This is a genomic window from Streptomyces malaysiense, assembly GCF_000980885.2.
Taxonomy (GTDB): Bacteria; Actinomycetota; Actinomycetes; order Streptomycetales; family Streptomycetaceae; genus Streptomyces; species Streptomyces malaysiense.
The window spans coordinates 63,330-83,163 of sequence record NZ_LBDA02000025.1; the positions used below are offsets into that span (position 1 = coordinate 63,330).

A 19,834-nucleotide genomic window follows, 5' to 3' on the forward strand; every position below is an offset into this window, starting at 1 on the left:
AACACGTTTGTTCTGTAACGGTGCGGCCCCCGGTGCCCTGCGGTTTCCCGGCCTGGTTCAGGATGTCAGGAACATATAAGCGTCCTAGGGGGATCCCAGAGATGAGCAACAACCAGCCGGGCCCGTACGGCCAGCCACCCCAGCAGCCGGGCCCCTACGGGCAGCCGGGGCAGCCCGGTCCGTACGGCCAGCCGCAGCAGCCCGGCGGCCCGTACGGTCAGCAGCCGCAGGGCGCCCCGTACGGCCAGCCGCCGCAGGCCCCGCAGCAGCCCGGCTACGGCTACCCCCAGCAGACCCCTCCGCCGCAGCCCGGCTACGGGTACCCCCAGCAGACCCCTCCGCCGCAGCCGGGGTACGGCTACCCCCAGCAGCCGGGAATGCCCCCGCAGCAGCAGCCGTACGGCCAGCAGCCCTACGGCCAGCAGCAGCCGTACGGCGGCATGCCCGGCATGCCCCAGCCGGCGGGCGGCAAGAAGAAGACGGGCCTGATCATCGGCTCGATCGTGGTCGTGGCGGCGATCGTGGTGGGCGCGGTCCTCCTGCTCGGCAAGGGAAGCGGCAGCAGCACCGTCGCGGACGACGGCGCGCACAAGCTGATCACCCCGGCGACGGTACTGACGGAGTACAAGCGAGACTCCAGCAAGAGCGACACGATGACCTCGAGCGACCTCAAGGACGCCGAGAAGTGGGGCGTGCACAACCCGAAGGACGTCAGCGCCGAGTACAAGTCCGGGGACCCTTCCAACCCGCTGGGCCAGAAGATGATCGAGTTCGGCGGTGTCTACGGGACGATCGACGACCCCGAGAAGGCCGTCGACGCGATGTTCGCCTACATGAAGACCGAAAGCTCCAAGGACAGCACCGACAAGTACACCCTGGTCGGCGAGCCGAAGGAGTACAAGCCTGCCTCGCTCGACGGTGCGGTCCTCAAGTGCCAGCAGGCCAAGGGCGCGAACACCGACAGCACGGGCCCCAAGGAGATGTCATTCGATTTCTGCATCTGGGGTGACCACAGCACGCTCGGCATGGTCATGCCCATGGATGTCGCCACGCTCGCGGCGGGCCGGGCGAGCGACCCCGCGACGGACGCCGAACTGGCGGCCAAGTTCCGCGCCGAGGTGCGTGTGAAGGCCTGACGGCGGTGGAGTGACACACCGCTCCGACAGGGCGCCCACTGACGGCGTGGGCGCCCGTCGCGGTCAGCGTCGCAACGCTCAGGCCATCTTGCAGGCCTCAGACGCGTAGCCGAACTTCACGCCCAGCTTCATGATCGGGTCCACGCAATAGGGGTTGGGCAGCCCAAGGATGACGGGCTTGTTGTCACAAGCCCAGCGGACCTGCATGCCCACCTTGTATCCGCGGTGCTTCAGGTAGGTCATACAGTCGATCTGGTCTGCGCTGGCCGACGTGGCGGTCGCCAGCGGGATGAGTCCAGCCGCGACAAGAAGGCTCTTGGCTCGCATCAGTTATCTCTCCCGTTTTCCGTCAGCCACTCGAACTTGTGGCCGACGAGGTCGAGAAGAAGTTGATCAACGATGCCTACCGCACCTCAAGCGTGGGGCGCTTCCCGGCTACTTCTCTTCGCTATATGACGAAAACAGGCTATGCCCGGCACCTCACAGTGCCGGGCATACCTTCTTTACGGGCGATTTGACGCTACGCCGTCTTCTGCTCCCCCGCACCCCGCCCGCGCGCGTCGCGCGGGATCAGGGTCGGGTTGACGTTGGAGAGGACCACGTCGGCGGTGATGACGACGCGGGCGACGTCCTTGCGGGACGGGACCTCGTACATCACGCCCTGGAGGACCTCCTCCATGATGGCGCGCAGGCCCCGGGCACCGGTCTGGCGGAGGATGGCCTGGTCGGCGATGGCCTCCAGGGCCTCGCGCTCGAAGTCCAGCTCCACGCCGTCGAGTTCGAAGAGGCGCTGGTACTGCTTGACCAGCGCGTTGCGCGGCTCGACCAGGATCTTCAGCAGGGCCTCGCGGTCCAGGTTGTGGACCGAGGTGATCACCGGGAGACGGCCGATGAACTCGGGGATCATGCCGAACTTGACCAGGTCCTCCGGCATGACGTCCTCGAAGACGTCCTTGGACTCCAGCTCGCGCTTGGACAGGATCGTCGCGCCGAAGCCGATGCCCTTGGCGCCCGCACGCCCCTCGATGATCTTCTCCAGACCGGCGAAGGCACCGCCCACGATGAACAGCACGTTCGTCGTGTCGATCTGGATGAACTCCTGGTGCGGGTGCTTGCGGCCGCCCTGCGGCGGGACCGAGGCGGTGGTGCCCTCCAGGATCTTCAGCAGGGCCTGCTGCACGCCCTCGCCGCTGACGTCCCGGGTGATCGACGGGTTCTCGCTCTTGCGGGCCACCTTGTCGATCTCGTCGATGTAGATGATGCCCGTCTCGGCCTTCTTGACGTCGTAGTCGGCGGCCTGGATGAGCTTGAGGAGGATGTTCTCCACGTCCTCACCGACATAGCCCGCCTCCGTCAGCGCGGTCGCGTCGGCGATGGCGAACGGCACGTTCAGCATGCGCGCCAGGGTCTGGGCGAGAAGGGTCTTGCCGGAGCCCGTGGGGCCCAGCAGGAGGATGTTGGACTTCGCCAGCTCGATGGCGTCGTCACGGCCGCTCGCGCCGCCGTTCTCGCCCGCCTGGACCCGCTTGTAGTGGTTGTACACCGCGACGGACAGGGCCTTCTTGGCGGCCTCCTGGCCGACCACGTAGCCCTCGAGGAACTCGTAGATCTCGCGGGGCTTGGGCAGCTCCTCCCAGCGCACCTCGCTGGTCTCGGCCAGCTCCTCCTCGATGATCTCGTTGCAGAGATCGATGCACTCGTCGCAGATATAGACACCGGGCCCTGCGATGAGCTTCTTGACCTGCTTCTGGCTCTTGCCGCAGAACGAGCACTTGAGCAGATCGCCGCCGTCACCGATGCGTGCCACGGTGTGCTTCCCCTTCGCCTGGGAGCCGCCTGGACACTGCGTTCCAGCGGCTCCTGGTGCTGCCTTATGTCCGACGGTACCTTGCCGGGCCGGATGTTCGGGCCCCCCTTGGCAGGGTTCACTTGCCGTGAGCCCTGCCGTGGGGGGCTGGAGAGCTCGCCGCTCCGCCTCAGCGGACGTCGGCGTTGTTCAGCTTGCGGGTGGAGATGATCTGGTCGACGAGGCCGTACTCCAGCGCCTCCTCGGCCGTGAGGATCTTGTCGCGCTCGATGTCCTCGCGGACCTTCTCCAGCGGCTGGTTCGAATGCTTGGCCAGCATGTTCTCCAGCTGCTCGCGCATCCGGGTGAACTCCTTGGCGATGATCTCCAGGTCGGAGAGCTGACCGCGGCCGGAGGAGCCGGCCGGCTGGTGGATCAGCACGCGGGAGTTCGGCAGCGCCATGCGCTTGCCCGGGGTGCCGGCGGCGAGCAGCACGGCCGCGGCGGAGGCCGCCTGGCCCATGCACACCGTCTGGATGTCGGGCTTCACGAACTGCATCGTGTCGTAGATCGCCGTCAGGGCGGTCATGTCGCCGCCCGGACTGTTGATGTAGATCGAGATGTCCCGGTCCGGGTCCATCGACTCCAGGCACAGCAGCTGCGCCATGACGTCGTTGGCGGAGGCGTCGTCGATCTGGACGCCCAGGAAGATCACGCGCTCCTCGAAGAGCTTCGCGTACGGGTCGTACTCGCGGACGCCCTGGGAGGTGCGCTCGACGAAGCGCGGGATCACGTAGCGGGCATCGGGCCGGGGCCCTTCGTACAGGCCGCTGGCCGCGCCGGGGAAGTTGCTCATGGGATGTTCACCGTCCTGGTGGCGTTCTGGGGGCTTGGGTGGTGGCGGTGCGTGGCGTGGCCGGGCCGGTCAGGCACCGGTGCCGCCGCCTCCCGGAACACCCGAGGCGTTCGTGATGATCTCGTCAATGAGACCGTACTCCTTGGCCTCCTCCGGGGTGAACCAGCGGTCGCGGTCCGCGTCCCGGGTGATCGTGTCGTAGGTCTGGCCGGAGTGGAACGCGGTCAGCTCCGCCATGCGCCGCTTGGTGCGCAGCAGGTACTCGGCCTGGATCTTGATGTCGGTGACCGAACCGCCGAGGCCCGCGGAGCCCTGGTGCATCATGATGTCGGCGTGCGGCAGGGCGAAGCGCTTGCCCGCGGCGCCGCCGGTGAGCAGGAACTGGCCCATGGAGGCCGCCATGCCCATCGCGATGGTGACCACGTCGTTGGGGATGTACTGCATGGTGTCGTAGATCGCCATGCCGGCCGTCACCGAGCCACCGGGGCTGTTGATGTAGAGGTAGACGTCCTTGTCCGGCTCTGCGGCCAGGAGCAGCAGCTGAGCCGTGATCTTGTTGGCGATGTCGTCGTCCACCTGCTGCCCGAGGAAGATGATCCGCTCGCCGAGCAGTCGGTTGTAGACCTGGTCGCCGAGGCCGCCACCGATGGAGGGCTCGCCGGCGGCGGAGGGCATCAGATTCGTCACGTATCCACCTGCTCGTCTCACGACGGCGCCGGGCCGTCTCACGTCGTCCTGCCGGAGGTTCGGGGTTTCAGGAGACTCCCCTGCCCCCGTACTCATGGACCCTAACGCTCGGGCACCTTCGGGGAATCCCGGAGTAGCGACTGTTCGCCGGGGGCGTAGCGCTCCGCCGGGTGGGGCCGGGCGCGGACCGGGGGATGCGGCGCCGGCCGGAGTCAGGCCGCGGGTCGTGTGCGGCCCGTCGCACCTCGTGTGCGGCGGGGCCGCGACCGGGCGCAGCACCGCGCCCCGGACCGCCCGCCCCCGCCGGTACGGCGAGGCGTCCGCCGGTCGGCCGCTCGCGCCGGTACGACGACGGGCCCCCGGGATGGTCCCGGGGGCCCGTCGTGCGAGCGTCAGAGGTGCCGTGGGGCGGCTCAGCCCTCGGTGGTCTCCTCGGTGGCCTCGGCCGCGGCGGCCTCGGTCTCCTCGTCCTCGTCACCGAGGTCCACGACCTCGCCGTTGGTGTCCTTCACCGTGGCGGCCTCGACCACGACGGCCAGGGCCTTGCCGCGGGCGACCTCGCCGACGAGGAGCGGCACCTGGCCACCCTCGACGACGGCCTGGGCGAACTGGTCGGGGGACATGCCGGAGGAGGAAGCACGCCGCATGAGGTGCTCGGTGAGCTCCTCCTGGTTGACGTTCAGCTGCTCCTTCTTGACCAGCTCGTCCAGGACGAACTGGGTCTTGATGCCCTTGACCGCGGCCTCACGGGTCTCGGTCTCGAACTCCTCGGCGGACTTGCCCTGCATCTCCAGGTACTTGTCGAGGGTCAGGCCCATCTGGCCGAGCTGGTGGTGCTCCAGGTTGTGCTTGCGGGTGTTGACCTCGTCCTCGAGCAGCTTCTCGGGGACCGGGACCTCGACCAGCTCGAGGAGCTTCTCCAGGACGCGCTCCTGGGCCTGCGTGGCCTGGTCGAACTGCTTCATGTTCGCGAGACGCTTGCGGCTGTCGGCCCGGAGCTCGTCCAGGGTGTCGAACTCGGAGGCGAGCTGCGCGAACTCGTCGTCCAGCTCCGGCAGTTCACGCTTGGCGACCTGGGTGACCTTGACGGTGACCTCGGCCTCCTTGCCCGCGGCGGAGCCGCCCTTCAGCTCGGAGGTGAAGGTGCCCTCCTCGCCGGCGGACAGGCCCTTGACGGCCTCGTCGATGCCGTCGAGCAGCTCACCGGAGCCGATGGTGTAGGAGACGCCGCTCGCGACGCCGTCCTCCAGCACCTCGCCGTCGACCTTGGCCTCCAGGTCGATGGTGACGACGTCGCCGTCCTCGGCGGCGCGCTCCACCGGAGCGGTGGAGGCGAAGCGCTCACGGAGCTGCTCGACCGACTTCTCGACGTCCTCGTCGGTGACCTCGACGGCGTCGACCTCGACCTCGATGCCGGAGTAGTCCGGGATCTCGAGGGCCGGGCGGACGTCCACCTCGGCGGTGAAGTTCAGCGTCTCGCCGTCCTTCAGCTCGGTGATGTCGACGTCGGGCTGGCCCAGCGGGCTCAGCTCGGCCTCGTTGACCGCCTCGGTGTAGAACTTCGGAAGCGCGTCGTTGACCGCCTCCTCCAGGACCGCACCGCGGCCGAACCGCTGGTCGATGACGCGGGCAGGGATCTTGCCCTTGCGGAAGCCCTTCACCGTGACCTGCTGGTTGATCTTGCTGTACGCCGCGTCGAGGCTGTCCTTGAGCTCCTCGAAGGGCACCTCGACAGTGAGCCGAACCCGGGTCGGGTTCAGGGTCTCCACGGCGCTCTTCACGGTTCGGTCTCCTTGTGGCTGACTGCTTGGGTTCTGCCGGAGCCAGACAGGTCCGGCGGATTCGCCGCCCGGAGGAGTACGTAGGCCGTGAGGGCCGGGGCACACGGGCGTGCAGCTTGCATAGTAACCGCAGGCGTTCGGCGCCCCAAAAGGCGATCTTCGTGACGCCGCCGGCGGAAGCGGCCGGAACTCGGCCGGGATTCGGCGACAGGGCCGATCGGTGGTCGGGGTGGCGGGATTTGAACCCACGGCCTTCCGCTCCCAAAGCGGACGCGCTACCAAGCTGCGCCACACCCCGTCTGTGTGCGACACGTAGGGTACATGGCCCGGCGGCCCGCGTCGGCCGCGTTCTTCGAGGCGGGGCGCGTGGCGTCCGGCGACCGGACGTGTTGGCCCAAGCGGCGGACGACCCGCTAGGATGCCTGAGTGCCGCGGTCCCCGACCTGCGGCGCAGCGCTGCGGGCGTAGCTCAATGGTAGAGCCCTAGTCTTCCAAACTAGCTACGCGGGTTCGATTCCCGTCGCCCGCTCTGGATGCCGAAGGCCCAGGTGAGAGGTTGTCCTCTCACCTGGGCCTTTTGCTATTTCGCGGCACGTAGGTTATGTTCCACACCGGTACGGAACATAACTCGGAACGACCACAGCAGGGGGAATCACCATGCGGATCAAGGACTTCGACCACCTGGTGCTCAACGTCTCGGACGTCGAGCGGGCACTGGCGTTCTACACCGGGCCGCTGGGGCTCGCCGGTGAGCGGGTCGAGGAATGGCGGGCCGGAAAGGTGTCGTTCCCGTCGGTACGGGTCAGTGCCACGACCGTCATAGACCTGTTCGAGCGGCCGCGCGGCGAGTCCAACGTCGACCACATCTGCCTGGTGGTGGACCCGCTGGACTGGCAGGAGGTCGTCGACTCCGGCACCTTCGACGTGATCGAGGGACCCGTGCCGCGGTGGGGCGCCCGGGGTTCCGCCCAGTCGGTCTATGTGCGCGACCCCGAGGGGAACACCGTGGAGCTGCGCTGGTACCCCCAGGACGTCGCCGCGTGAGCCCGGCGGCCGGCGGCCGGCCCAGGGACCCCGCGATCGACGCGGCGGTCCTGGCGGCGACCCTGCGGCTGCTGCACGAGGACGGCTACGGCGCCCTGGCACTGGAGCGGGTGGCGGCCGTCGCGGGCACCAGCAAGGCCGCCATCCGCCGCCGCTGGCCCCAGCGGCAGCGCCTGGTGATCGACGCGCTCGCCTCGGCCCTCGTCGTACCGCCGGCCCCGGACAACGACTGCACGCGCTGCGATCTGCACCAGAGCGTGCGACTGCTCGCCGAGGTGCTGCACGAGCGGCTGCCGGCCGGGGTGCTCGCGCCGCTGATCGCCGACTGCTCCGCCGACCCCGGGCTCCACGAGCACCTGCTGAGCAGCCTCGTGCAGCCCGGCCGGGCGGCCGCCGCGGTCGCCGTGCGGCGGGCCGTCGAGCGCGGGGACCTACAGCCGGACGTGGATCCCGAGTTGTTCGTGGACCTGCTCGCCTCGGTCGTGTACCGGCGGGCACTGTTCGGGGAGGCGCCCGTCGACGCGCCTTCGGCGCACGCACTGGTGGACCTGCTGCTGCGCGGGGTGGCCGTGGACTTCGACCGCCTGGTGTTCATCAGCCGGCAGCCGCGCGAGCAGCGGCACCTGTACCACTAGCCAGTGGCGGCGGCCGGTGCCCGGCCACTGGCGGCGACCGACACCGCCGGCGCCGGCCCGTCGGGGTCCGGGGTCAGAACTTGATCGAGGAGATCGAGTCCGCTATCGAGTTCAGGAACCGCTGGATGGACGGCGCCATACCACTGGAGGCCAGGAAGAAGCCGAAGAGGACGGCCACGAGGGCCGGCCCCGCCTTGAGGCTCTTCCCTCTCAGGAGCACCACCAGGATGACCGCCAACAGCACCACTACGGACAGCGAAATGGCCACAACTGATCACAACCCTCGGTCGGTCCCTCTGCCGGCCCGGGGGTACGGCCCGCACCCCCGCCAGAAACATCGTGCCACCAACAGGGCTGCTCCATGCGGGCGCTGACGGGATGTCCGGCGGGCCGTCCCGGGCGGGTGACGCCCCGCACTGCAATTCGACGGGTGGACGCGCGGGACTCCGGCCTCAATTCCGTGAATTCGTTTCCGTGCCCACACATCTCACCTGCAGATAATTCGAATTGATGACATCTTGACGGCACCCGAAGGGCACCGAGGTGCGGTATGCCCCAATTATTGGGGATGAATCGGCACATCAGGGGCCAACGGCGGACCCTCCGTGTGCGCATCATCACGTGTCCGAGGGAGGCAAGTTCGGGAAATCCCGGGGCATACGAAGTGGATAACCAGGAATGACTAGGGGGTTTTACGAAATCCCGCCGACGACGCTAGGGTGCCTGAGATGTTTGACGCCGCCTCGTCCCCCGGCCAGAACCCACGGCCGCTCCCCCCGGCACAGTCGCCGGCGGACGGAGTGCCCGGACCGCGTGCCCCGCAGCGTGCGCAGGAGGAGCAGGCGAAGGCAGGAAGATCCGGCAAAGAGCGCGACCCCTTCTTCGACAACGCCAAGTACCTGGCGATCGCGCTGGTCGCGATGGGCCACTCCTGGTCCCCGCTGAAGACGGACAACCGGGTCCTGGAGGACCTGTACAACGTCGTCTACACGTTCCACATGCCGGCGTTCATCGTCATCTCCGGCTATTTCTCCCGCAGTTTCGACATGCGCCCGGACCGGCTGAAGCGCCTGGTCACCGGCGTCCTGGTGCCCTATCTGCTGTTCCAGCTCGCCTACTCGCTGTTCAAGCGGTACGCGATGCACGCGCACGGCCCGATCAACCTCTTCTCGCCGTACTACCTGACGTGGTTCCTGCTCGCGCTGTTCGTGTGGCGGATGACCAGCCCGCTGTGGAAGCTGGTGCGCTGGCCGCTGCCGATCGCGCTCGGGCTGGCCGTGCTCGGATCGGTCAGCCCCGGGGTCGACGGCAGTGTGGACTTCGGCCGCATCCTCCAGTTCCTGCCGTGCTTCGTCCTCGGACTGCTGCTGAAGCCGGAGCACTTCGCGCTGATGCGCACACGCCGGATGCGAATCCTCTCGCTGCCGGTGTTCGCGGCCGCGCTGGCCATCGGCTGGTGGACCGCGCCGCACATGAACGACAACTGGTTCTACCGGCAGAACGCCGCACAGGAACTGGGCGCCCCGTGGTGGATCGGGCCGCTGATGACGCTGGCCCTGTTCGGCTGCGCGGTGGTACTGACGGCAGGCTTCCTGGCCTGGGTGCCGGGCCGCCGCACCTGGTTCACCGCCCTCGGCGCGGGCACCATGTACGGCTACCTGCTGCACGGCTTCGTGATCAAGACCGTGCTCCTCCTCGGCGGCTTCGACATCGCCCAGCGCTACGGCAACTACGGCTCGGCCGTCGTCAGCGTCCTCGCGGTGGCCGCCATCACCCTCCTGTGCACCAAGCCGGTGCAACGGGTGTTCCGCTTCGCCATGGAGCCCAAGATGGCCTGGGCCTTCGTCCAGGACGCCACCGAACTGGCCCGCGAACGGCAGCGCGAGGAACGAGAGCCGGTGAAGGCGGGCGTTTGAGGACGGGGAGCCGGAGCCCCCGCGCCGACGAGCCACCTCAGTCGCCCTTGAGGTGGCTCATCAGGCGCTCGAAGTCCGCCCACCCCGACAAGTCCGAAGGGTCGCCCGGGAACGGGTAGTACAACGCCGGACGGCGCTTCGGGCCCAGTTCGCGCGGCGGCCGGGGCAGCGGGGTGCGCCGGGCCCGGTCGCCGGGCATCTCCCGGACCTCGTCGGCGCCGAGGACGAAGGCGTACGGGACGCCGGGCCCCTCGAAGCGCGGCGGCACGGACAGATCACGGCGGGCCCGGCGGATCTGGACCAGCATCGACTGGAGGTCGTGCCGGGTGGCGAGAGCCTCGGCCGCCCGGATCACCTCGGCCTCCGCCGGCATCTCCTCGCCGGGGCCGTAGCCGAACGCCAGCGTGACGTCCTCCTCCACACCGCCCTCGGTACGGCTGATCCGGACCGTCGCGAGGCCCGGACGCCCGGGGCCGCCGACCGCCACCAGCCAGGTCGGCCGGGGGGCGCGCTCGTACGCCACATCCGTCAACTGACGTGGTGACCAAGGAAGATTGACGGGCTCCTCGGTCCCCCAGCCGGCCGGCGGCGCACCGGTGAGCTCACGCCACACGGCCTCCAGCGCGCCGCCGAGCACCAGCCGTTCGTCCGCGGGGTGGATCGCCCGGAAGGACACGGCCAGCTGGCGCTCGCCGTCGTCCGCGGCCGTGGCGGCGAACGCGTCCGCCATCGGGGTGCGGGGGTCCTCCGGCGTCGCCTCCGGGTCCGGGGAGGCGACCGGCGCGAACATACCGTCGCACCAGTGCAGCACGGCTCCGGACAGGCCGTCGTAGTAGCCGTCCTTCTCGTCCTGCACCACCCACCGCGAGGGCCAGCCGGGCAGGTTGTTGCGGACCGCCGGTGACAGCCGGGTACCCGCGGGGGTGACGATCTGGAGGCCGAGTTCGGCCTCGGCGACGGCTCGGAAGGCGTCCGAGAGCCAGGCGGTCATCGGGACCACCGGACGGTCCTGGATCACCACGGCGACCTTGTCCGTGAGCACGTCCACGGCGGGCTGCGCCGCGGCCGGGGCCGGCACCGCGCGGATCCCGTCGGTCCTGACCACCGCCAGCGAGCGCGCCGCCTCGCGCGGCCAGGCGGTGCCGCCGACCAGGGTGGCGACACGGGCCGCGAAGGTCCCGGCCAGCTCCTCGGCCTGCCTGACGCCGGTGGTGGCGCGGGCCTCGGTCCACCAGTACGGCACCTCCGGCTCGCTCGCCCCGAGCAGCCGCTGTGCCTCTCCCCTGATCTGTACCAGAAGGGGTGCCTCGACGGAGACCAGGGGGCGGCCCTGCTCGTCGCAGAGCTGCACCACCGCGCCGTCCCCCTCGGCGCCCGCCAGCACGTCCGGGCCGCCGGCGAGCAGCGCCGCGAGCACGCTGAGCGGGTCGGGCATCTTCCTGGTGAGAGCGACGATGTCCTTCGTCATGGGTCTTTCCGTCCCCTGCCTGGTCTACCTGTTGCCCGCGTACACGGTCTGGATCAGCCGGTTCGGTTCGCCCCTGCGGACCAGGACGCCGCGACCGGGCGGCTGCTGTCCGGCGTACACCCCGGGGAAGAGCTGGCCCTCGCTGCGGTCGCCCGCCATCACCAGCGCCGAGGCGCCAGACTCGCGCAGGCTCTGCACCAGCGGCTCGTACAGGCCGCGGGAGGCGCCGGCGACCCGGCGGGTGAGGACGAAGTGCAGGCCGATGTCCTGAGCCGAGGCGATGTACGGCAGGAAGGGCGCGAGCGGCTGCTGTCCGGCGGTGGTGAGGACGTCGTAGTCGTCGACCAGCATCACGATCCGCGGGCCCGACCCCCAATTGCCCGGTTCCAGGTCCTCGCCGCCCTCGCCCTCGTCGGGCATCCGCTTCTCCAGTTCGGTGGCGATGCCCGCGGACAGGGCCGAGCACAGCTTGGCGTTGTAGGCGTAGCCGCCCCGGTACTCCTCGGGGACGGCGCCGCGCAGCCCGCGTCGCGGGTCCATCACGCCGAAGACCAGTTCGTCCTCGCTGTAGCGTTCGATCAGGGCGTCCGCGACGACCTTGAGCAGGTTGGTCTTGCCGCACTCGCTGTCACCCATGATCAGCAGGTGCTGGTCGTGCCGGAACAGGTCGACCAGAACCGGTGCCAGCTGGGTCTGGTCCAGGCCGATCGGCACTCGGCGCGGTTCGGCGGCCGGGCCCGGCAGCAGGTGCGGCTCCAGGAGGTGCGGCAGCACTCTGACCGGCTGGGCGGTCTCCCCGGTCCAGGTGGCGCGGATCGTACGGGCCGTGCGCTCCAGGACCGCGCCGAGGTCCGCCGTGTCGGCGACGCCGTCCGTGCGGGGCAGGGCGACCTGGGCGAAGAGCTTGCCGTCGGTGAGGACGCGGCCCTTCTCCTCGGGCGAGAGGGTCTGGGCGAGCTTGCGCTCGATGCTGGACTCGCCGGGGTCGTTCAGCCGCAGTTCCACCCGGGTGCCGAACTGGGATTGGGCGGCGATGCGCACGTCGTTCCAGCGGAGCATGGCGGCGACCACGTGGATACCGTAGCCGCTGCCGCGCCTGAGGATGTCGCCGACCGCGTCGTCGAGTTCCTCGAAGTCGTCGCGCAGGGCGCCGAAGCCGTCGATGAGCAGCACGATCTCCGTGGAGGCCAGCTCGGGGACGCGCCCCGCGGCGCGCAGGGTCCGCAGCTGTTCCAGGGAGTCCACGTCGTGCAGGCGGAACAGTTCCTCGCGCTGGTCCAGCATGCCGCGCACGGAGTCGATGGTGCGGGCGCACCGCTCACGGTCCGCCCGGCCGGCCACCCCGCCCACGTGCGGCAGCACGGACAACGCCTGGAGGCCGCCGCCGACCAGGTCGAGGCCGTAGACGCCGACCTCCTGCGGGGTGTGGGTGAGCGCCAGGGACAGGGCCAGGGTGCGCAGCAGGGTGGTCTTGCCGGACTGGGGGCCGCCGATGACCGCCGCGTGACCGCCCGCCATCGTGAGGTCGAGGTACCACTGGCCCTGCCACTGCCGGGTCGGGTCGTCCAAGATGCCCAGCGGCACCTGGAGGGGGCCCCGGCGCCGGGACAGCCGCATGCCGCGGGGGCCCACCTCGACGGGGCCGGCGACCTGGTCGAGGGCGACGGCGTCGGGCAGCGGGGGCAGCCAGATCTGACGCACCGAACCGGCGCCGGAGTCCTCGATCTGCCGGACCATGACGCCCATCTCGGTCGGCCCGGTCTCCCGGCGCCGCATCTGCGGCTCCCCGGCCCCGGTGTCCTCGTCCTGGCCCAGGGTGTTGTACGCCGGGTACTCCAGGGCGAGCGGCCCGGTGTCCTCGGTCTCCCGCTGGACGGGGCCGCGGTAGCCGCCGGAGACATAGCCCGCCTTGAACCGCTCGTAGTGGCTGGTGTCGACCTTGAGGTAGCCGAAGCCGGGCAGCGGCGGCAGGTGGAAGGCGTCCGTGGTGTCGAGGACCGTGCGGGACTCGTCGGCCGAGAAGGTGCGCAGGCCGAGCCGGTACGACAGGTAGGTGTCCAGACCCTTGAGCTTGCCGCCCTCGATGCGCTGGCTGGACAGCAGCAGGTGGACGCCGATGGAGCGGCCGATGCGGCCGATGGACAGGAACAGGTCGATGAAGTCCGGTTTGGCGGTGAGCAGTTCGCCGAACTCGTCGATCACGACGAACAGGTGGGGCAGCGGTTCGAGATCGGGGCGCCGCTCGGCACGCAGGGCGGCGTAGTGGCCGATGTCGGCGACGTTGCCAGCCTCCTTGAGCACCTGCTGGCGCCGCTTGACCTCGCCGGCGAGCGAGGCGTGGACGCGTTCGACCAGACCGGCCTGGTTCTCCAGGTTGGTGATCACGCCGGCCACGTGCGGCAGATCCGCGAAGGGGGCGAAGGTGGCGCCGCCCTTGTAGTCGACGAGGACCAGCGCGAGATCCTCCGGCGGGTGGGTGGCGACCAGCGCGAGGATGAGGGTGCGCAGCAGCTCGGACTTGCCGGAGCCGGTGGCGCCGACGCACAGGCCGTGCGGGCCCATGCCCAGCTCGGAGGACTCCTTGAGATCGAGGAGCACGGGTTCGTGGCTGTCGCCGACGCCGACCGGGACGCGCAGGAAGGCGCGTTCGCCGCGCGGCGCCCAGAGCCGGTCCAGGTCGAGCCGGGCGACGTCGTCGATGCCGAGCAGTTCCGCGAAGTCGACCGGGCCGGTCAGCGGGGCGTCGACCAGGGACTCCGCAGACAGCCGCAGCGGGGCGAGCATCCGGGCCAGGCCCTCGGCGAGCGCGGTGCCGGCCTCGTCGACCGTGCCGTCGGCGCTGACCGGCTCGTCCCCGCGTAGGTCCTCGATGAGGATCCGGGCGCCGTCTACGGTGATCCGCACCCCGACGCTGCCGGGCTCCTGCACCCGCTCGTCGAGCAGGTGCAGCACGGTGACCCCCATCTCCCGCAGACCCACCGCGTCGTCGGGTCGCGGCAGGTCGACGGCGTCCTCGCCGTGCGCGTCGGCGACGACGAGGAGCCGGGAGGTCATGGCGAGGGCGTCCTTGCCGGACAGCCCGCGGCGCACCTCGGCCGCGTAGGAGGCGCGGCGGCGCAGCTCACCGCCGATCTGCCGGGCGAGCTGGGGCAGTGAGGGGGCGATCCGGCGGGCGGCGACCGGGCCGTCGAACTGCTCGGTGTCCAGCAGGTGCGGCAGCCACTTGGCCCACTCCCAGTCGGCCAGCCGGTCGCCGGGGGCCGCGACGGCCAGGGCCACGTCGTCCGGCGCGTGGGCGGCGGCGGTCTGGAGGAACAGCGCGCGCACGACGCGCAGGGTGTCCTCACGCGGGCCGATGACGCTGACGTTGCCGACCCGGTCGAGCGGGGCGGTGAGCGGCAGCTCGGATCCGGTGCCGAAGCGGGAGATCAGCGCTGAGGCCTCGTTGAGCATGAACTGGTCGGGCGGGGTGAGCACGGAGGAACCCTGCTGGGCGATCTTCAGATCGCGCACCGGCATCCGGCCGGTGCCGACCCGCACATGCAGGAAGTCCGCGTCCGTCCGGCGCCGTTCCCACAGGCGTGCGGGGTCGCGCATGATGTCGTGGAGCGCGTCCGGCGGCGGGTCGAGCACCTGGGCGCTCGCGCGTCGTTCGCGTTCCTCCTCCGCGAGCTGTTCGCGCAGTTCCTCCAGGTAGGCGAGGTAGGCCTCGCGCTGGGTGCGGCGGGTGCGCTGGGCCTTGCCGCGCTGGGAGAAGGCCAGGGCGAGGGAGCCGGTCAGGGTGACGACGAGGATGATCGCGCCCAGCCCGGCGAACTGGCTGTTGCGCACGACGGTCATCATCACGACGGACGACATGACGCCGGCGATGGGCAGCAGCGAGTGCAGCATCGAACCGGCCCTGCCCTCGGGCAGGTTGGGCGGTGCCTCTATGGTGCGCGGCTCGGGCTCGGCCGGCGGCCGGGTGGTGCGCGCCGGGCGGTGGATCAGTCGGGTGCTCATCTTCGTTGCCTCGTCCCCGAGTTCCTGGTGTCCCTTCCGGTCGGACGGTCAGCGCTGCTTCTGGGCGAGCTGGAAGACCTCGGCGGCCAGGCGGGGGACAGCGTCCCGGGTGGCTCGGGCGAGGAGTTCGGTGCGGATGGTGCCACCGGCCGCGAGGTGGCGGTCGTAGGGCAGGACCGCGACGGTGACTCCGGCCACGGCCAGTTCCCCGGTGGCCCTGCCCAGGTCGAGGCCGGGGTGCGGGGCGACCTCGGTGAGGACGACGACGGTGGAGGCCAGCACGTGCCGGGGCAGGTTGCGCATCCACTCCAGGACGGCACGGGTGCTGGCGATGCCCTCCAGGGTCGCGGGCGCGGTGAGTACCCGGGCCTGCGCCGCGGACAGCGCGGTGCGGGCGACCTCGGCGGGCAGGGTCTCGCAGTCGACGACGGTCACCCCGAAGTAGCGGCGCAGCGACACCATGACCCGCTCGTAGGCCTTGGTGTCGAGCATCGCGCCGACCTGGCCCTGGCTGCCGGGCAGCAGCCAGGCGTTGCCGGGGAGCCGGACCAGGTATCCGGTGACATCGAGCAGCGACATCTGCGGTTCCACCAGGGCGGCGAGGTCGCCGGTGGTCCAGCGCAGCGACTCCGCGCCGAGCCGCAGCGGCAGCGAGCCGAGCGCCGGGTCGGCCTCGACGACGAGCACCGGATCCTGGCGGTAGTGGGCGTAGGCGGCGCCCAGCAGGGCGGTGACGGTCGTCTTGCCGCAGCCGCCGCGGATGGACGTCACCGCGATCTGGCGGCCGGTGGTGACGGCCTGCTGGAGCACCTCGGCGGTCGCGGCGGCGCCGGCGACCTCTCGGGCCGCGGAGGAGGAGACGGTGTGGCGTACGGCGCGCAGGGCACGCGCGGCGAACGTCTCGCCCCGGCGCGGCTTGAGCTCGGCGGAGGCGAGCCGTTTGTCGAGCACCGGCCGGGACTCGGGGGTGGCGCGCCGCGTGGCACCGGTCTGCCGCTGTTGCCCGGCGTGCGGCTGCTGCCGGTGGTGCGCCGGTGCGTCGGTGTACGGCTGCTGCCGCGGGGGGCCGTACGCCGGTCCCTGCGCGGGCCCGGCCTGCTGCCCTGGTGCGGCGGCCTCCTGTCGCGGCTGCTCCGGTACGGGCTGCTGCGGCGTGCCGCCCCTCAGCTCCCGCAACACGTCGCCCTGCCAGTTGTCCCCGTTCGGCATGTCGCCCTTCATTCCCGCGCCGGCCTCAGAACTTGTCGAGCAGTTGCCCGTATATGCCGAACACCCCGACGGCGAGCGGGAAGAGCCCGATCAGGCCGACGGACTCGATCAGATCGCCGACCCGCCGCAGCCGCACCCGCACATGCTCGGCCGGCTGGGCCACGAGGGCCAGCAGCGGGAGCGCGCCGGCGGCGCACAGCAGCACCAGCGGGCCGGCGCCGCCCGCGTGGTCCATCCATTCCACGGCGAGCCGTACGACGAGCAGCGCGGCCGCGCCGAACAGCGCCACGACCTCGGCGACCAGGGGGAAGGCCCGTGCCCGGGACAGCAGCACGACGGCGGTGAGCGAGGTGAGGGTGATCGTCCACACCGTCGGCCGCCCGGCCGAGGTCAGCAGCCAGCCTCCGGCGGCGGCCGAGGCGACGGTCGCGATGGTGGCCAGCGCGAGCCCGCGGTGGGTCGCGGCGAGCGCGTTGGCGACCTGGTGGCGGCTGACCGACGCGCCCGCGGAACGCCGGTCGTCGAGTCCGGTCAGGCCGGAGGCCGTCAGCGCGAGCCGGGGCAGCAGTCCGAGCAGTACGACGGAGAACACGGCCATCACCGCACCGAGCCTCTCCGGCCGGTCCTGCACGGCAGCGACCGCTTCCCACACCAGGGTGATACCGGTCCCGGCACCCGCCCCGATGAGCGCGCCGCGGCCGAACAGGGAGGAGCGGGCGAGCAGCACGAGGGTGAGCACCAGCGCGGCGGCGACGCCGGCCAGCCGGGCCGGTCCGGACCAGCCGTGGGCGTCGGCGGCGGTCCAGGCGGCGAGCACACCCAGTCCCCCGGCGGCGAACAGCAGTGCCGTGGCCAGCCCCTGGTTGCCCTCGCCGATCCGCGCGACGAGCGCGCCGGTCGCGAGGAACACGACGGTCACCACCGCGAGTACGACGGCGACGGACTCCAGCGCGAACTCGTGCCGGGCCAGCAGGGCCGCGGCCACGGCGAACAGGACGGTGGCCACCCCGGCACTGGCCCGGCGGGCGGCGGGCCGCCAGCGCCAGGCGCGCAGGTCGGGGTCGTCGGCGACCTGCTCTGTGACGTCGTGCACGACGGGCGCGGGCGGCGCGGCATGGGCGCGCACCAGCCGGAGCACGGCGCCGTCGGGCACCTCGGCCGACGACAACGTGGCCTCGTGCGGCAGCACCGAGCCGTCGGAGGTCACCAGTTGCCGGGTCATGGGTCGCGTGGCGGCCCGGTCGTCGAGCAACTGGAGTATGTCGGGCAGGAGTTGGCCGATCGGGGTGTCCGACGGCAGCACGATGTCGGCACGTCGACGCTCACCGACCAGTGTGACCCGGCTCAGTTTTACTCGGGACGTCGTCGCTGCGCTCACCACTCACCGGAACCTATCATCGCGAAGTCGGGGCCGAGGATGCCGAGGACGGTGGTGCGGAGGGGGCGCCGTACTGCTGCTGTTGCTGCTGTTGCTGTTGTTTCTGCTTGGCGAGGGTGGCCTGGAGGAAGGACCATCCGACGCAGCCGGCGCACAGTACGGCCGCGATGGCGATGCCCGCGAACACCTTGCCGAGCCGTTCGTCCGCCGAGCGCCGGGCGCGCTGCGCGCCGAACAGCAGGGCGTCGCGCATCCGGCGCCGGCGTACCGCCACCGACTCCAGCAGTTGACTGTCGTAGTCCCGTGCCATCGAGTTGGCCCCCGTGCCCGTGTTCTCTGTGGTCGGTCGTCGGTCGGCGGTCAGTCGTCGGAGGTGAGACCGAGGTACTGCCGCATGACGGTGTACTTCCGCGTCAGCCGCCGCGCGGTGGGCTCGTCGAGAGCGGCCAGCCGGCGCGGGTCGGCGTTGTGCGCAAGGTCGGCCGCCTTGACCAGGAGGGCGCCCGGGGTGGCCAGGATCCGCTCCGCGTACGCCCGCGGCTCCTCGCCCGGCCGCTTGGTCACGGCCCGTACGACGTCCTTGGTACGCCGGGTGAGCGGGGCCGCCGCCAGCCACTCCTCGCCGAGCACGCCGTCCTCGACCGCGTCGTGCAGCCAGGCGGCGGCGACGAGTTCGTCATCGCCACCGCGGGCCCGGACGCCCTCGGCGACGGCCCGCAGGTGTTCGACGTAGGGTCGCCCGGCCTTGTCGCGCTGCGCGGCGTGCGCGGCGCTCGCGACGGCCTCGACCTCGGCGAGCGTCATGCCCGGCGCTTCGGGCAGCCCGTCGTACGGCATACAGAGTCCCCCTCACTTCGCCCGTGCAAGATAGAACATGGACGCACGCGCGGCGCAGCCGGGTCGGCCGGGTTCACGGCCGCAACCGGGAGCCCACCGCGGAACCGGCATACCCAGGAAGCGGAGCGGTATGCGGCGCACCACTGCCGGGGAGCGCGCCCGGTACCCGGCTCAGGTCTGGTACTCGCCGACCCAGGACCGCCGCAGCAGGGCCCGCGGAAGGTACTCGGACTCGACGCCGATCGGCATGCCGGCGTCGTAGGCCATGCACGCGACGGCGAGCGGAGCGAGCGCGACCAGGCCCTCACCGCTGCGGGAACGGGCCTCGTTCGCCGTCCAGTACTCCTTGTGCCAGGTGAGGGCGTCGGCCAGGGTCGCGTTGAACTCGTCGGCCTCCCGGCGCAGATAGCGGTGGAGGAGTTCGAGCGGCGGGTAAAGGATCTTCAGCATGAGTTCCGGACCGGCGATCCCGGCGACCTCGGGAGCCGTGCCGTCGATGGCGGTGGCCAGGGTGTCCCACACCTCGCGCCGCCCGAACCGGAGGTTCTGGAGGGCTTCCACCCAGGAGTAGACGTAGTCGTCGAACTCCGCCCCGGACGCGCGCAGGAAGGAGACGGGCACCCGGGCCGGCTGATCGACCCGGTCGTTCTCGCGGCAGATCACCGCGAGGTAGAAGGAGGTGAGCCAGTTGCCCGCGTGCAGATAGTCCTGAGGTCCGGTGGCAGGAAGGTTCTTCACCTCACCGGTACTGCCGACGCGACAGGGCACGGTCCCCTCGGAGGCCGTACCGGCCGCGAAGAGCCCACAGCCGGTCTGCATGGCCGTGACCCACGCTTCCCAGGTCGGGAACTCACCTGCCGTCGGGTTCGTCAGGCAGCGCCACTTGGCGACGGCGAGCGTGGCGGACAGGGCGTCGTAGCGGTCGTCCTCCGAGGTCTCGACGTGGTCGCGTACGTCCTTCGCACTCCTGATGACCGGCGCCATGAGTTCCTCCGCGTTGTCCGTGCGGAACTCATGACGGGGAATGCGGGTGACCACTTATTTTCCTCGGACCAGAACTTGAAGTGTTCCATGACGCTGAGGTTGAAAGGGTGGGGTG

17 protein-coding genes and 2 tRNA genes are annotated in these 19,834 nt (G+C 70.8%); 5 read left to right on the top strand and 14 right to left on the bottom strand.

Annotation, left to right across the window (positions count from 1 at the left end):
* The first annotated feature begins 101 nt into the window (after nucleotides 1-101).
* Entirely contained in the window at nucleotides 102-1,136 is a 1,035-nt protein-coding gene (locus tag VT52_RS12235) for a hypothetical protein (protein WP_046421706.1), read from the top strand.
* A gap of 78 nt (nucleotides 1,137-1,214) precedes the next feature.
* Here the strand turns inward: VT52_RS12235 and VT52_RS12240 are convergent, their stop codons facing one another.
* From VT52_RS12240 to VT52_RS12265, 6 genes are all read right to left on the bottom strand, one after another.
* A complete protein-coding gene (locus VT52_RS12240; protein WP_046421705.1) occupies nucleotides 1,215-1,463 on the bottom strand; it encodes a hypothetical protein in 249 nt (82 codons plus the stop codon).
* A 193-nt stretch (nucleotides 1,464-1,656) separates the two neighbouring features.
* Nucleotides 1,657-2,943 (bottom strand): ATP-dependent Clp protease ATP-binding subunit ClpX, encoded by a 1,287-nt coding sequence (gene clpX / locus VT52_RS12245; RefSeq protein WP_046421703.1) that lies wholly within the window; start codon nucleotides 2,941-2,943, stop codon nucleotides 1,657-1,659.
* 169 nt (nucleotides 2,944-3,112) lie between these two features.
* Entirely contained in the window at nucleotides 3,113-3,778 is a 666-nt protein-coding gene (locus VT52_RS12250; protein WP_046421702.1) for an ATP-dependent Clp protease proteolytic subunit, read from the bottom strand.
* Nucleotides 3,779-3,847: 69 nt separating this feature from the next.
* Nucleotides 3,848-4,453, bottom strand: coding sequence for an ATP-dependent Clp protease proteolytic subunit (locus tag VT52_RS12255; protein WP_046421700.1), 606 nt, complete (start codon nucleotides 4,451-4,453; stop codon nucleotides 3,848-3,850).
* A 425-nt stretch (nucleotides 4,454-4,878) separates the two neighbouring features.
* Nucleotides 4,879-6,246, bottom strand: a complete 1,368-nt coding sequence (gene tig, locus VT52_RS12260) for a trigger factor (RefSeq protein WP_046421698.1) — start codon at nucleotides 6,244-6,246, stop codon at nucleotides 4,879-4,881.
* Between the two features lie 221 nt (nucleotides 6,247-6,467).
* Nucleotides 6,468-6,544: transfer RNA gene (locus VT52_RS12265), tRNA-Pro, on the bottom strand.
* A 160-nt stretch (nucleotides 6,545-6,704) separates the two neighbouring features.
* On the opposite strand from VT52_RS12265, the gene VT52_RS12270 reads away from it, so the two are divergent.
* From VT52_RS12270 to VT52_RS12280, 3 genes are all read left to right on the top strand, one after another.
* Nucleotides 6,705-6,775 (top strand) — tRNA-Gly (locus VT52_RS12270).
* A 128-nt stretch (nucleotides 6,776-6,903) separates the two neighbouring features.
* Complete coding sequence (locus VT52_RS12275) at nucleotides 6,904-7,290, top strand: VOC family protein (protein ID WP_046421697.1); 387 nt, start codon at nucleotides 6,904-6,906, stop codon at nucleotides 7,288-7,290.
* Nucleotides 7,287-7,925, top strand: coding sequence for a TetR/AcrR family transcriptional regulator (locus VT52_RS12280; protein WP_046421695.1), 639 nt, complete (start codon nucleotides 7,287-7,289; stop codon nucleotides 7,923-7,925). Before VT52_RS12275 ends, VT52_RS12280 begins: the two co-directional genes overlap by 4 nt.
* A gap of 73 nt (nucleotides 7,926-7,998) precedes the next feature.
* On the opposite strand, the gene VT52_RS12285 is transcribed toward VT52_RS12280, so the two are convergent.
* Complete coding sequence (locus VT52_RS12285; RefSeq protein ID WP_046421694.1) at nucleotides 7,999-8,193, bottom strand: hypothetical protein; 195 nt, start codon at nucleotides 8,191-8,193, stop codon at nucleotides 7,999-8,001.
* A 532-nt stretch (nucleotides 8,194-8,725) separates the two neighbouring features.
* On the opposite strand from VT52_RS12285, the gene VT52_RS12290 reads away from it, so the two are divergent.
* The gene (locus tag VT52_RS12290) at nucleotides 8,726-9,841 is read left to right on the top strand and encodes an acyltransferase family protein (RefSeq protein ID WP_046421693.1); all 1,116 of its coding nucleotides are present in this window, start codon (nucleotides 8,726-8,728) and stop codon (nucleotides 9,839-9,841) included.
* Between the two features lie 37 nt (nucleotides 9,842-9,878).
* Here the strand turns inward: VT52_RS12290 and VT52_RS12295 are convergent, their stop codons facing one another.
* The 7 genes from VT52_RS12295 to VT52_RS12325 form a co-directional block, all read right to left on the bottom strand.
* A complete protein-coding gene (locus VT52_RS12295) occupies nucleotides 9,879-11,309 on the bottom strand; it encodes a DUF6177 family protein (protein ID WP_046421692.1) in 1,431 nt (476 codons plus the stop codon).
* 24 nt (nucleotides 11,310-11,333) lie between these two features.
* Nucleotides 11,334-15,311, bottom strand: a complete 3,978-nt coding sequence (locus VT52_RS12300) for a type VII secretion protein EccC (protein ID WP_046421691.1) — start codon at nucleotides 15,309-15,311, stop codon at nucleotides 11,334-11,336.
* A 48-nt stretch (nucleotides 15,312-15,359) separates the two neighbouring features.
* Entirely contained in the window at nucleotides 15,360-16,520 is a 1,161-nt protein-coding gene (locus VT52_RS12305; RefSeq protein WP_046421690.1) for a MinD/ParA family ATP-binding protein, read from the bottom strand.
* 25 nt (nucleotides 16,521-16,545) lie between these two features.
* On the bottom strand, nucleotides 16,546-17,901 hold the full coding sequence (gene eccD, locus VT52_RS12310) for a type VII secretion integral membrane protein EccD (RefSeq protein WP_046421689.1): 1,356 nt from the start codon (nucleotides 17,899-17,901) through the stop codon (nucleotides 16,546-16,548).
* 13 nt (nucleotides 17,902-17,914) lie between these two features.
* A complete protein-coding gene (locus VT52_RS12315) occupies nucleotides 17,915-18,208 on the bottom strand; it encodes a hypothetical protein (RefSeq protein WP_046421688.1) in 294 nt (97 codons plus the stop codon).
* 50 nt (nucleotides 18,209-18,258) lie between these two features.
* Nucleotides 18,259-18,735, bottom strand: coding sequence for an HD domain-containing protein (locus VT52_RS12320; RefSeq protein ID WP_046421687.1), 477 nt, complete (start codon nucleotides 18,733-18,735; stop codon nucleotides 18,259-18,261).
* Nucleotides 18,736-18,906: 171 nt separating this feature from the next.
* Nucleotides 18,907-19,773, bottom strand: a complete 867-nt coding sequence (locus VT52_RS12325) for an immunity 49 family protein (protein ID WP_107481313.1) — start codon at nucleotides 19,771-19,773, stop codon at nucleotides 18,907-18,909.
* Nucleotides 19,774-19,834 lie beyond the last annotated feature (61 nt).

Coding starts and splice junctions, on each gene's coding strand:
- VT52_RS12235 (WP_046421706.1), top strand. CDS start 102: ATGAGCAACAACCAGCCGGGCCCGTACGGCCAGCCACCCCAGCAGCCG.
- VT52_RS12240 (WP_046421705.1), bottom strand. CDS start 1,463: ATGCGAGCCAAGAGCCTTCTTGTCGCGGCTGGACTCATCCCGCTGGCG.
- VT52_RS12250 (WP_046421702.1), bottom strand. CDS start 3,778: ATGAGCAACTTCCCCGGCGCGGCCAGCGGCCTGTACGAAGGGCCCCGG.
- VT52_RS12255 (WP_046421700.1), bottom strand. CDS start 4,453: ATGCCCTCCGCCGCCGGCGAGCCCTCCATCGGTGGCGGCCTCGGCGAC.
- VT52_RS12275 (WP_046421697.1), top strand. CDS start 6,904: ATGCGGATCAAGGACTTCGACCACCTGGTGCTCAACGTCTCGGACGTC.
- VT52_RS12295 (WP_046421692.1), bottom strand. CDS start 11,309: ATGACGAAGGACATCGTCGCTCTCACCAGGAAGATGCCCGACCCGCTC.
- VT52_RS12300 (WP_046421691.1), bottom strand. CDS start 15,311: ATGAGCACCCGACTGATCCACCGCCCGGCGCGCACCACCCGGCCGCCG.
- VT52_RS12305 (WP_046421690.1), bottom strand. CDS start 16,520: ATGCCGAACGGGGACAACTGGCAGGGCGACGTGTTGCGGGAGCTGAGG.
- VT52_RS12315 (WP_046421688.1), bottom strand. CDS start 18,208: ATGGCACGGGACTACGACAGTCAACTGCTGGAGTCGGTGGCGGTACGC.
- VT52_RS12320 (WP_046421687.1), bottom strand. CDS start 18,735: ATGCCGTACGACGGGCTGCCCGAAGCGCCGGGCATGACGCTCGCCGAG.